The sequence below is a fragment of the Mammaliicoccus lentus genome (assembly GCF_947036595.1).
GTDB classification, from domain to species: domain Bacteria; phylum Bacillota; class Bacilli; order Staphylococcales; family Staphylococcaceae; genus Mammaliicoccus; species Mammaliicoccus lentus.
This window is the reverse complement of record NZ_OX344834.1, coordinates 691,318-704,417: the sequence shown is the minus strand read 5'-3', so window position 1 is coordinate 704,417 and position 13,100 is coordinate 691,318. Positions and strand designations below refer to the sequence as shown.

Here is a 13,100-nt window from a genome sequence, read left to right as displayed (position 1 = left end):
TAATTAATCCAACTAAACAGGCTCTTATTGGATTTTCAACTTAATTAATCCAACAAAACAGGCTCTTATTGGATTTTTGTCTTAATTAATCCAACAAAACAGGCTCTTATTGGATTTTCGGCTTAATTAATCCAACAAAACAGGCTCTTATTGGATTTTCGGCTTAATTAATCCAACAAAAGGTGTTCTACTTGGATTATTGTCATACTTAATCCAACAAGCAAGTCATCTCTTGCCACTATAAATCGTATCATCAAAAAATAACGTACAAGGCTCGATGTCCTTGCACGTTACAACTTTATATCCTATTGATTTGTACGATATGATGATTAACCATTTAAAAATCTAATAATTTTTTCTTCATAGCATATTCAACTAATTCTGGACGAGATTTTAAATTAAGTTTATCCATAATTCGTGCTTTATGTGCTTCGATTGTTTTTACTGAGACAAATAACTTTTCAGCTATGTCTTTATTTCCGTACCCTTTTGCGATTAAAGGAAGTATCTCTAATTCTCTTTGAGATAAAATTTTAAATGGATCATTCGAGTTAGTATCTGATTGGTTACTTGGGTTAACAAGCTCATTAACAAGTGCACTCGTAACTTTCGAATCAATATACATTTCATCTTTATAAACTGTTCTTACTGCGTGAATTAATTCTTCATCTGGCGCATTTTTCAAGATATAACCTTTAGCTCCATTTCTTAAAACATGAAACAGATATTCTTCATCGTCAAACATCGTTAATATAAGTATTTTAGTTTCCTTAAAATCTTCTGAAATTTTACCCGTCGCATTTAATCCAGATTCACCTGGCGGCATACTTAAATCCATAATCAATACATCAGGCTTATGTTTAGCAACCATTTGATATGCTTCTATTCCATCTGCGGCAGTTGCCACTACTTCCATATCTTCTTGATAGTTTAATATCATAGAAAAACCTGTTCTAACAACTGCATGATCATCTGCAATTACGATTTTCATTTGTCTTCCTCCACGTTTATGCTATTGGCACTTTTAATTTAATGTTAGTACCTTTACCTATTTTGCTTTCAATATTAACGCTACCACCTACTATTTCTGCACGCTCTTGCATGCCATACAGACCTAGCCCTGACCCTTTAGGTTGACTTCCAATAACAAAACCGGCACCTTGATCAGCCACTTCTACTTGAATCATATTGTCTTCAAATAACATGTGTACATCAACACTATCTACATTAGCATATTTTAAAGAATTAAATACCGCTTCTTGGACAATTCGGTAAACAACCGTTTCAATTTCTGGATTAAATCTAAGCTCAACAGAATCAAAGTGATAATGAACTATAAATCCAAAGTTCTTCTCCAACTGTTTGAAATATGATTTAAATGCAGCATTTAAACCTAAGTCATCTAATGAAGATGGTCTTAACTCTAAAGATAAATTGCGAATATCATCTATTAATCTAGACATTATACTTTCTATATCTTGTGACTGAGTTTTCAATTGATCTATATCATCTTGGTATTTAAGTAATCTCAACTCTACACTGACATTTAATAATTCTTGAACAACACCGTCATGTAGTTCTCTTGAAATTCTTTTTCTTTCATTTTCTTGTGCTGAAATGATCTTTTGCATCATTGTTTGTTGATGTAATTTTTGTTGTCTTTCAATTTGTGGGGACACATTTTGTAGCGTGTACACCATGATATCTTCTTCTTGGCTAATCGTTTGATAAGTCGCAGTGAAAGGTTCTACTGATCCACTGTTTGTTTGCATAAATACTTGGAAGCTTGTATTACCAATGTTCCTTGATTCTAAGAAACAATCTCTACACGATTGTAGTGCGTATTCATTTGAATAACCTTCACACCTACTACATATAGCATGTGTCAAAGGTTCTTGATTATCTTCTGAAATGATTTTTCTAGCCGCTTTATTCATATCAATAATTTGTCCTTTACTATTTAAAAAGACGATCATTTCACTTGTTTTTTCATAATACTGCTTTAAAATATTGTTTAATTTTGAAGCGTTATCTACACTCATGAATTAATCATATCCTCTCTTTGAAAAGGGCCAAAACTAGAAAAATGCAATTGTTCTAAATTTGGTAATCGTTTATCGTTTCTTTGTCCTAACAATAGAACACCCTTCACTCTATTTTTAATCCATAATGGAAATGCAATAAGAGCAGTTAATTCCTCGCTTTGAATAATCGGATAATTAAAGACTTGGTCATTGTAAATGCTGTCTTTAATATTATGAAGAATTATTTCTTTACCACTCTTAATTACAATTCCTGCTATACCCCTGCCGTTTCTTAAAATGATGTTTTTATATCTATGATTCAAATTTCCAGATACATACTGCCATTTTATGTGACTAGACAAATTTGTGTCCAAAGCCATAGCGATACCAGCAAAATCAAAATCATACTTATTTCTAATTTGATCAAGTTTTTCTTGAAAATTAAAATCATCAGACATTTTTCAGCACCTCAACTCATTTTTCACCTTTAGTTTAATTCGTTTTATGCTTTCTGTAAATAATATAACTTCTACTAAAGTAAGTTAATGGCACGCTCCACACATGTACTAATCGAGTGAATGGCCACATACTTGTTATCAATAACCCTAAAATAATATGCGTCTTAAATGTCCACGGAACAGTAGTCATTAATTCCGCATTAGGTCTAAAAATCAACAAACCTCTAAACCACACAGAAATTGTTTGTCTATAATCAAAATCTGGTACCGTTGCATTCGTCCATAAAGTAGCTACACATCCCATAAATACAATCGCTAATAATAATATATTAACTAAAATATCGGAAAATGAACTCATTCTTCTTACATTGTGTTTAGTAATTCTACGAGCTGTTAATAAAAACATACCGATTAATGTAACTATACCAAATATACTTCCGATATAAACCGCTCCTATATGGTATAAATGATTGCTTACACCTATAGCACTTAGCCATTCAGCAGGTATACCTAAACCAACAATATGCCCAAAAATAACTGGAATAATACCTAAATGGAATAAAATACTCCCCCACATTAATTGCTTTTTCTCAATGAATTCACTTGATTTTGCGGTCCATGAAAACTGATCATATTTAAATCTAAATATATGCCCAACTATAAATATGGCTACACATAAATAAGGAAAAATGACCCAAACAAATTGATTAATCATGACTCGCCACCTTCTCTTGTTCAATTACACATGATTTTAATGTTTCACGTAATGCTTTAATAATATGGAAGTACGGACTATTTTTCTGAGCTAAAACTTTCATTAATTCATATGTTCCGTCTTCGATAACCATCACAACGAGCGTTAAACTTTCTTGTGCTCGACTATCTCCTATCCATTCAGCTGCATATAAAAATTCTAGCATTAATGGTAAAAAATCCGATAATTCACTTTTAGGCATTTCTAAACCAAACATTTCATATAAAACTTTTAACCTTGCTAACATTTGTCCTCTTTCTTTTTGTTCAGTTAACTTATTATAAGTCATATACAAAGTTGTTTTCTTTTCAAAATCAAATGTCTCTGTATAAACTTCTTGAATGTCATCTAGTGATATTTCGTACATATTATCCCAGTATTGTTGTATAGAATCATAAGCTGGATGTTTTTCATCAAACGCTGATTCAAAAGCTTTTGGATGAAAATCTAATTTTTCAGGATACGTAAGTTGATTACTAAAAAAACCAAAACTCTTTTTATATTGATTCAAAGCTTCTAAATTAATCACGGAAAATCCCTCCATAGAAGTTCTCATTATAAATCTCTTGCCCTGATTTACCATTTGATATACTTTGTACGCCACATCCGTCACAATTCGAGCCAAACATTTCTCCACCAAATCCTTGGCTACCTTGTGCTCTATAAGTATCCATGTATCCTTCTTTATGAGATGTTGGTACTACGAATCGATCTTCATGTTTCGCTATAGCTAATAATCTATACATATCTTTAGTTTGTCTTTCTGATAGGCCTACTCTGTCTAATCTAGATAAATCAAATTCTTTGTTACTAGATTTTGCTCTCATATAGCTACGCATCATAGCCATTCTTTGCAATGCTAATTTAACAGTTCTAGTATCACCAGCTGTAAGCATGTTAGCTAAATACTGTACTGGTAGTCTCATTTCTTCTATAGCTGGGAAAATCATATCCGGATTTCTAATCGAATCTTTACCTTCAAAGTAATTCATAATTGGACTAAGTGGCGGACAATACCAAACCATAGGTAAAGTACGGTATTCAGGATGTAGTGGAAACGCAAGCTTATACTCTATAGCTAATTTATAAACAGGTGAATTTTGAGCCGCTTCAATCCAATCTTGAGTGATTCCGTCTTTTTCAGCTTGTTGAATAACATCTTCATCGTATGGATCTAAAAATAAATCTAATTGTTTTTCGTATAAATCTTGCTCATTTTCTGTTGAAGCTGCTTCTTGTACTTTATCAGCATCATATAGTAGTACACCTAAATAACGCATACGTCCTGTGCAAGTTTCAGAACAAACAGTTGGTAATCCAGCTTCAATTCTAGGGAAACAAAACGTACATTTTTCTGCTTTATTTGTTTTCCAGTTGAAGTAAACTTTTTTATATGGACACCCTGTCATGCAGTAACGCCATCCACGACAAGCGTCTTGGTCTACAAGTACAATACCGTCTTCATCTCTTTTATACATAGCGCCTGATGGACAAGACGCTACACAACTAGGATTTAAGCAGTGTTCACATAACCTAGGTAAATACATCATAAATGTCTGGTCAAAATTAAATTTAATTTCTTCTTCAATCTTTTGTATGTTTGGATCTGTCGGACCTGTAACGTGTGCACCTGCAAGATCGTCCTCCCAGTTCGGTCCCCATTTTATATCTAGCTTTTTTCCTGAAATAACGGATTCTGCTTTTGCAACAGGTGAATGTTTACTTTCTTTAGCTGTCGTTAAATGCTTGTAATTATACGTCCATGGTTCATAGTAATCTTTCATTTCTGGCATATCAGGGTTGAAGAATATTTTACCTAGTGCAATTTTTGATAGTTTACTACCTGATTTTAATTCTAATTTACCTTTTTTATTTAGCATCCATCCACCTTTATAAGTTTCTTGGTCTTCCCATCTTTTTGGATATCCTATCCCTGGTTTAGTTTCAACGTTATTGAACCATATATATTCAGCACCTTCTCTATTTGTCCATGTACTCTTACACGTAACACTACAAGTATGACATCCTATACATTTATCTAAGTTCATAACCATAGCTACTTGCGCTTTAATCTTCAAGCCAATCTACCTCCTTCATTTTTCTAATGGCTACATATACATCTCTTTGGTTACCGATTGGACCGTAATAATTAAATCCATAGCTAATTTGTGCGTATCCACCGACTAATTGCGTTGGTTTTAAATGAATACGTGTTGGAGCATTATGTGAACCTCCACGAGTATCTGTAATTTCTGACCCTGGTGTTTCAATATGTTTATCTTGAGCATGATACATAAACATCGTGCCTCTAGGCATTCTATGAGACACTACTGCTCTTGCTGTTACTAGCCCATTTCTGTTGTAAACTTCTAACCAATCATTATCATTAATATCATTAGATTGTGCATCTTCTTTAGAAATCCAAACTGTCGGCCCTCCTCTGAAGAGAGTTAGCATGTGTAGATTATCTTGATAAGTTGAGTGGATATTCCATTTACCATGTGGTGTTAAATAACGTAATACAAGTGTATCAACGCCACCTTTAATCTGTTTATCCTTCGTACCAAATACCATAGGTGGTAATGTCGGTTTATAAATTGGTAAGTTCTCCCCAAATTGTAGAAACACCTCATGGTCAATATAGTAACTTTGTCTACCTGTTAATGTTCTAAATGGTACAAGACGTTCAATGTTAGTTGTAAATGGTGAATATCTTCTTCCTAACTTGTTAGAGCCTGGGAACACTGCTGTCGGTATAACTTCTCGAGGTTGAGCAGTAATATTAGGGAATGTAATTTTTTCAGATGCTCTTTCTGCAGAAATATCTTTAAGTTCCATTCCTGTTTGTTGTTCTAAATCTTCGTATGATTTTTGTGATACTTTACCGTTTGATGCAGATGATACATTTAATATGACATCTGCAACTTTTCTAGCAGTATCCATCCTAGGCAAGCCATTTTTAACCGTACCATCTTCCCACGTATCAAGCATTAACTTCAATTCGTCATATTGTTCTTTCACAGAAAAGCTAACACCATGAGCACCTATTTTACCTTTTTCTAATAAAGGTCCGACTGATATATATTTGTCATAAATTTGAGTATAATCTCTTTCTACAACTGCAAATCCAGGCATTGTTTTACCAGGTATTGCTTCAATTTCACCTTTAGACCAATCTTTTACTAAGCCCAATGGTGTGGCTATTTCTTGTTGTGTATCATGTGCTAACGGTGTTGTTACAACATCTTTAAACACGCCTTTCATATGTGTTTTAGCTAATTCTGATACTGATTTTGCTATGGTTTTATAAATATCCCAGTCTGATTTTGATTCCCATAATGGATCGACTGCTGGGTTAAATGGATGTATAAATGGATGCATGTCTGTTGATGATATATCGTGTTTTTCATACCATGTTGCTGCTGGTAAAACGACATCAGCATATAAAGGTGTGGTCGTCATTCTAAAATCTAAAGCTACTAACAAATCTAATTTACCGTTAGTTTCTTCACGCCATACAATTTCTTCTGGTTTTTCCGTTTCATTTGGATTTGCTAATAATCCATCTTTAGTACCTAATAAGTGTTTCATAAAGTATTCTTGACCTTTAGCAGAACTCGAAATTAAATTAGAGCGCCATACAAATAATGTTTTAGGATGATTCTTTTTAGCATCAGGATCTTCAATTGCAAATTTTGTTTTTTTAGATTTAACTGCATCAACTGCTCTTTTAACAATTGCTTCATTGGAATCATCTCCTGATTCTTTAGCTTCTTCTCCAAACAATAAGCTATTGCAATCAAATTGCGGATATGAAGGTAGCCAACCTAATCGTGCAGCTAAAACGTTATAATCTGCCGGGTGTTGGTGTTTAAGCTCATTAGATAATGGTGACTGTAATTTATCTACACCTGACTCTTCGTATTTCCATTGATCTGTAGCAAAATAAAACCAGCTTGTAGCATTTTGTAATCTTGGTGGTCCTTGCCAGTCTTTTGCAAAAGCGATTGTTGACCATCCTTCTATCGGTCTACATTTTTCTTGACCAACATAGTGAGCCCAACCACCACCGTTTACGCCTTGGCATCCACATAAAATAACTAAGTTTAAAATAGCTCGATAAATCGTATCTGAGTTAAACCAATGATTGATACCTGCCCCCATAATAATCATAGAACGTCCTTCTGTATCGATTGCATTTTGAGCAAATTCCCTTGCGATTTGAACAACAACTGATGATTTTACACCTGTTATTTTTTCTTGCCATTTTGGTGAATATAGAGAGTTTTCATCATCATACCCTGTAGCTTCTAATGGATGATTAAAGCGTCTTATTCCGTATTGACTAGCCATTAAATCATAAATAGTTGATACGTAAATTTTTTCTCCATTTTGATTTTCAATTTCTTTTACTAATATAGGTCTTTCAAAAATACCATTTCCTTCGTTATCAAAATAAGGAAATTGAATGGTCATAATTGATGCATCGGCGTCTTTAAAAGTTAAAGCTGGATCAATGACAGTGCCATCTTCATTTTCTAATTTTAAATTCCATTTCACATCTTTTTCATAGCGTTGACCCATTGTGCCATTCGGAACTACGAGTTGTTTAGAATTTTGATCATATACAACAGGTTTCCATTCAGCATGTTCAGTCTTTATACCTAAATCACTTGAACGTAAAAATCTTCCTGCTTTATAGCCTTCTCCATGGGGTTCTAATTGAATAATAAATGGCATATCAGTATATTGTTTAGCATAATTAATAAACATTTCTTCTTTTTTATCTTCATAATATTCTTGCAAAATAACATGTGTCATAGCTTGAGCTAAAGCCGCATCTGTACCTGGATTAGGTGCAAGCCAATTGTCCGCAAATTTCACATTTTCTGCATAGTCTGGAGCTACCGAAACGACTTTAGTTCCTTTATATCGTACTTCTGTCATAAAATGAGCGTCCGGTGTTCTCGTTAAAGGTACATTCGACCCCCACATAATAATGTATCCTGCGTTATACCAATCACTCGATTCTGGAACATCGGTTTGTTCTCCCCAAATTTGTGGTGATGCTGGTGGTAAGTCTGCATACCAATCATAAAAACTTAACATTTCTCCACCTAATAGAGATATAAAACGTGCACCAGAAGCATAACTAATCATCGACATTGCTGGTATTGGTGTAAAGCCAGCTATTCTATCTGGTCCATATTTCTTAACAGTATAAATAATTTGAGCTGCTATTAATTGAGTAACATCTCGCCAATTAACACGTACGTGCCCGCCTTTACCACGAGCACTTTTATATGATTCAGCTTTCACATCATCTTCTACAATTGATGCCCAAGCTACTACTGGATCTCCAAATTCATTCAATGCTGCTTTCCATAATTTCCATAGCTTCCCTCTTACATATGGAAATTTAATACGTAACGGACTATATTCATACCAAGAGAAAGAAGCTCCTCTTGGACAGCCTCTTGGTTCAAATTCAGGCATATCGGGACCACATGAAGGATAATCAATTTGTTGATTTTCCCATGTAATAACACCGTTCTTTACAAAGACTTTCCATGAACAAGAACCTGTACAGTTTACACCGTGTGTTGTTCTAACAACTTTGTCATGGCTCCATCTTTCTCTGTACATTTTTTCCCATTCTCTACTCTTCTCTTCTAAAATTGACCAATTTCCATTAAATTTTTCTGTAGGTTTAAAGAATTTCAAACCGAGTTTAGCCATATATAGAACCTCCTAATATTTGCCCTTTATTAATAAAATTGTACATTTTTTCACAAAGTATATGTATTAGGGGATTACCTATACCGCTTCTCGAAATCCCTAACTAAAGATAAAAAAGCTGAGACATCGATAAATGCCTCAGCTTACAAATATTATTAAGTTAAATATTCATTTAATCTCTATTATTTCATGTGCTAATCGTTGAACTTCTTTTTTAGAATGTGTTACGAGAATGATAGGAATATGCCATGTATTAAATATATATTTAATAAGGTTCATCCCTTCTTCTTTAGTTTCATCATCAAGACTAGAAAATGGTTCATCTAGCAATAATAAATTAGGTTTCACACTTAAAACTCTACAAAGTGCAACGCGTTGTGATTCTCCACCCGATAATGTTGAAGGATATTGCTTTAAGCAATGTTCAATTCGCAAATGTTTAATTAATTGTTTTGTATTTTCATTTTGACTTGTCATAAAATGAATGTTTTCATTTACCGTCATATGGGGAAAAAGTTGATAATCTTGGAATAAATAACCTATATTTCTATCTTGTACTTTTACTAAATGGTGATGATCACTTAATAAATTGTGGTTAACTTTAATCTTACAGTCATCCGCTTCATTCAAACCTGCTATTATATTTAACATCGTCGTTTTACCTATTCCCGACTTACCTACTATTGCGTATATTTTAGGTTCATTAGATTGAACGTTCATTTCAATCGTTCGCGTTTTGAAATGCTTTTTAATTTGAATATCAATCACTAATATCTACTCCCATTTATGATTCTTCTGGTTCAATATGTTAATAGTGCTAATAACGCAAATAGCAAATGCAATCAATACAAGCACCCATATCCAGGCTTTATGTTCTTCTCCTGCTTGAACTAAGAAATATATTTCTAATGGTAATGTATTCGTTAATCCAGGTATATAGCCAGCGATCATTAAAGTTGCACCAAATTCACCTAATGCTCTTGAAAAGCTCATTACAATACCTGAAAATATTGCTCGCTTTGATAATGGTAAAATAATCTGTCTAAAAATCTTACTTTCGCTAGCTCCCATTGTTCTCGCAGAGTTTAACATTTTAGGATTGATAGATTGAAATCCATTTATTACGTGTTGATACATTAAAGGCAAACTTACGATAACAGCTGCTATGACAGCTCCAACCCATGTAAATATAATTTGAACATGAAAGACTTCATCTAAAATGCCACCAAACAATTTGTTTTTAGAAAATATAATCAATAATATAAATCCCATCACAGTAGGTGGCAAAACGATTGGTAACATAATAATACTTTCAATAATAGGACGCATTTTACCTTTATATCTATGCATTAATTTCGCCAGAAAAATCCCTAATATGCATACAATAATAGTACTGATTAACGATACTTTAATTGATATCCAAAGTGGTGTTAAATCTGGCATAATTTATCTCCTATTCTTCAAAGTGATAATCTTTAAATATTTGTTTGGCTTCTTTTGTTTTTAAGAATTCAAACCATTCTTTTGCTTCTTTATTATCCGTTACAAGACCTGCTCTATAAACAATAGGTCTGTCTAAAGGTGCATCAGACAATTTTTCAATATTTTTCACTTTTTCATTTTTACCTTTATAAATATCTGTAGCATAAACAAAGCCTGCTTCTGCATTTTCATTTTGTACATAATTTAGTACTTGTTTAACATCTTTTGCAAATACAAAAGTACTCGTCATGCCATTATATATATCTTCTTTTTTCATATATTCAATTGCATACTGACCTGCTGGTACACTTTTTTCTTCACCAAGAGATATTTTTTTTGGTGAACTGATATCTTTTAAATTTTTAATTGGAGAGTTTTTATATTTTATAATGATTAATTTATTTTCAGCATAATCATAAACTTCAGAAACTTTATCTTCATCTTTTAATTTATCGATATCAGAAGTATTAGCTGACATCATGACATCGACATCTGCGCCAGCTTCAACTTGTTTACGAAGACTACCTGACCCACCATAGTTAAATTTAATTTTTGTTTTAGGATGTTCTTTCTTAAATTCTTTTTCTAATGCTTTTGTAACATCTGTTAAACTCGCTGCTGCTGCAACAGTAAATGTTTTGTCAGCATTTTCTTTTCTAGCTTTGTCCTGATTTGATTCTGAACTACATCCAGCTAAGACAAGTAGTAATGTCAGAATCAATAGTAAGGCCTTCTTCATTTTCTCATTCATCTCCGTTTCAAAATATGTATAAACTTAATTTACACCTTTCAATCGATTAATGAAAGTTCCTTATATATTTTTTCACAAATATGTATTAAATAGAATAATCAAATTAATTTTCAGGGTAATATGATTGACAATTTAGGGCTTTACCTAACCTAAATTAATTTAATTTTTAGAATATAACGTAAGTTATGTAAAAGCTTTCTTCTTTTAAAAGTTCATTCTTCACAGTAAAATAGTAATCATAAATAAATCGATAATTAAAGTGAGGAATATATATGGAGCAGAATATGACTTTTAACCAACCCATTTTAAGATATGAACATCAAGAATTAAGAGAAACTACAGATGATTATGTCACTGAATTTCCGATTACCATTATGGTTAATGGTGAAGAATTTGCTACAATAATTTGCTCACCGAAAAACCTCAAGGAACTTGTTCTAGGATTTTTAGCTTCAGAAGGCATTATATTCAAAAAAAGTGATTTAATGCAAATCTCAATAGATGATTCGAAAGGTTTTGCTCATGTAGAACTAAATAAAAAAATAAATCTTAAAGATAATAAATTCACACAACGTATGATTTCATCTTGTTGTGGTAAAAGTCGCTCTTTTTATTTTAACAATGATGCTTTAACTGCTAAAATATCGAATTCAAAAATAAAAATAAAGCCGAATCAAATTCTTAGTATGATGGACCAACTTCAAACAGAAAGTAAAATTTTCCAACAAACAGGTGGATTGCATAACGCTGCTATTAGTGATGGCGACATGTTTTATGAACATCGAGCTGACATTGGTCGACACAATGCGCTAGATAAATTATATGGATACTGCATCCAAGAAGATATACCTGTAAGAAATAAAGTGCTTATTTTTAGCGGTCGTATTTCCTCGGAAATATTAATAAAAGCAGCAAAGATTGGCGTTGGTGTTATACTTTCCAAATCAGCACCAACTAATTTAGCTATTGAAATAGCTAATGATCTTAACATAACAGCTATAGGTTTTATAAGAGATGGTAGCTTTAACGTATATTCTCACCCAGAACGATTAGAAATAGATTAACTACTAGTTTACATGAATAATGCTCTTTCAAAAATGCATAACTGCATTTTAAAGAAAGAGCATTTTGTACTTTTTATTCTACTGTAAATTCTTTTAAAGCTTCATATTGGAATCCACCATATTGATAACCTTGTGCTTTATACATATCTTTTGCAGTATCTTCACCATCTGCAACGAGTATTACGGATTTCCCTTTCGCATAATTCGCTACAAACGATTGCATTTGTGATCCTATACCTAGTCTTCTCATTGGTTCTCTAACAGTAAAGCTATCTAGTTCGACATATGCTTCATTATCCCATATTAGTAAAATCCCAGCTGGTTTCCCTTTATAATAAGAAATGACTTGTATAGGATTGTCCGAATTAAATTGCTTTTTATTATCTTCTACTTTCAATTCTGCATAGTCTGTTCCAAACTTTTTATCAAATTCATAAGAAATATTTAAAAAATCTACAATATTATCTTCATCTGTAGGCATTACTTCTATATCATCATGTGGTTCTTTTAATAATTTTTGAGGTGTAACTACATATAATTCTATCCAACTATACTCATAACCTCTATAAGTTAAATATGAACTTAATGGTTCCTCAAGTCGCTCATTTTCTGGGAATACAAATTTTAAAAATGGTTGCTTATGTTGATCATGTAATGCTTTTAACATTTGTTCATCTTTTTTAAAGGTATGTAAATCTGGCATAATTTTATAAACTATTTTATTTGAATCATATTGTATTCTTTTATGCAAAGTTTGATAGTGAATATATCGATTTGTAGTTTCTAAAATATCGCCGTCAGTAATTATATCTTTAAACGATATCACAT

Annotated in this window: 12 protein-coding genes; 1 reads left to right on the top strand and 11 read right to left on the bottom strand. The window is 32.5% G+C overall.

What is annotated here, in order from left to right:
* Positions 1–337 precede the first annotated feature (337 nt).
* From nreC to modA, 10 genes are all read right to left on the bottom strand, one after another.
* Complete coding sequence (gene nreC, locus ACNMOQ_RS03265) at positions 338–991, bottom strand: nitrate respiration regulation response regulator NreC (protein ID WP_416350244.1); 654 nt, start codon at positions 989–991, stop codon at positions 338–340.
* A 16-nt stretch (positions 992–1,007) separates the two neighbouring features.
* Complete coding sequence (locus tag ACNMOQ_RS03260) at positions 1,008–2,042, bottom strand: sensor histidine kinase (protein ID WP_239703982.1); 1,035 nt, start codon at positions 2,040–2,042, stop codon at positions 1,008–1,010.
* Positions 2,039–2,482, bottom strand: coding sequence for a nitrate respiration regulation accessory nitrate sensor NreA (nreA, locus tag ACNMOQ_RS03255; RefSeq protein ID WP_135031148.1), 444 nt, complete (start codon positions 2,480–2,482; stop codon positions 2,039–2,041). The genes ACNMOQ_RS03260 and nreA overlap by 4 nt, the downstream gene beginning before the upstream one ends.
* Positions 2,483–2,516: 34 nt before the next feature.
* Positions 2,517–3,197 (bottom strand): respiratory nitrate reductase subunit gamma, encoded by a 681-nt coding sequence (gene narI / locus ACNMOQ_RS03250; protein ID WP_017000338.1) that lies wholly within the window; start codon positions 3,195–3,197, stop codon positions 2,517–2,519.
* The gene (gene narJ, locus ACNMOQ_RS03245) at positions 3,190–3,765 is read right to left on the bottom strand and encodes a nitrate reductase molybdenum cofactor assembly chaperone (protein ID WP_239724198.1); all 576 of its coding nucleotides are present in this window, start codon (positions 3,763–3,765) and stop codon (positions 3,190–3,192) included. The genes narI and narJ overlap by 8 nt, the downstream gene beginning before the upstream one ends.
* Complete coding sequence (gene narH / locus ACNMOQ_RS03240; RefSeq protein ID WP_182094071.1) at positions 3,758–5,314, bottom strand: nitrate reductase subunit beta; 1,557 nt, start codon at positions 5,312–5,314, stop codon at positions 3,758–3,760. The genes narJ and narH overlap by 8 nt, the downstream gene beginning before the upstream one ends.
* The gene (locus tag ACNMOQ_RS03235; protein ID WP_218688320.1) at positions 5,304–8,975 is read right to left on the bottom strand and encodes a nitrate reductase subunit alpha; all 3,672 of its coding nucleotides are present in this window, start codon (positions 8,973–8,975) and stop codon (positions 5,304–5,306) included. Before ACNMOQ_RS03235 ends, narH begins: the two co-directional genes overlap by 11 nt.
* A 168-nt stretch (positions 8,976–9,143) precedes the next feature.
* A complete protein-coding gene (locus ACNMOQ_RS03230; protein WP_064204592.1) occupies positions 9,144–9,743 on the bottom strand; it encodes an ATP-binding cassette domain-containing protein in 600 nt (199 codons plus the stop codon).
* A gap of 6 nt (positions 9,744–9,749) precedes the next feature.
* Positions 9,750–10,418, bottom strand: a complete 669-nt coding sequence (gene modB, locus ACNMOQ_RS03225; protein ID WP_416350243.1) for a molybdate ABC transporter permease subunit — start codon at positions 10,416–10,418, stop codon at positions 9,750–9,752.
* Between the two features lie 10 nt (positions 10,419–10,428).
* Positions 10,429–11,196 carry a molybdate ABC transporter substrate-binding protein gene (modA, locus tag ACNMOQ_RS03220; protein WP_026023691.1) on the bottom strand — a complete coding sequence of 256 codons (768 nt, stop codon included), beginning with the start codon at positions 11,194–11,196 and terminating at the stop codon, positions 10,429–10,431.
* Between the two features lie 284 nt (positions 11,197–11,480).
* Between modA and fdhD the strand changes: the two genes are divergently transcribed.
* Positions 11,481–12,272: a formate dehydrogenase accessory sulfurtransferase FdhD gene (fdhD, locus tag ACNMOQ_RS03215; RefSeq protein WP_218707121.1), complete on the top strand. Its 792-nt coding sequence runs from the start codon at positions 11,481–11,483 to the stop codon at positions 12,270–12,272.
* Between the two features lie 73 nt (positions 12,273–12,345).
* Here the strand turns inward: fdhD and ACNMOQ_RS03210 are convergent, their stop codons facing one another.
* Positions 12,346–13,098, bottom strand: a complete 753-nt coding sequence (locus ACNMOQ_RS03210) for a GNAT family N-acetyltransferase (protein ID WP_135031154.1) — start codon at positions 13,096–13,098, stop codon at positions 12,346–12,348.
* Positions 13,099–13,100: the final 2 nt, after the last annotated feature.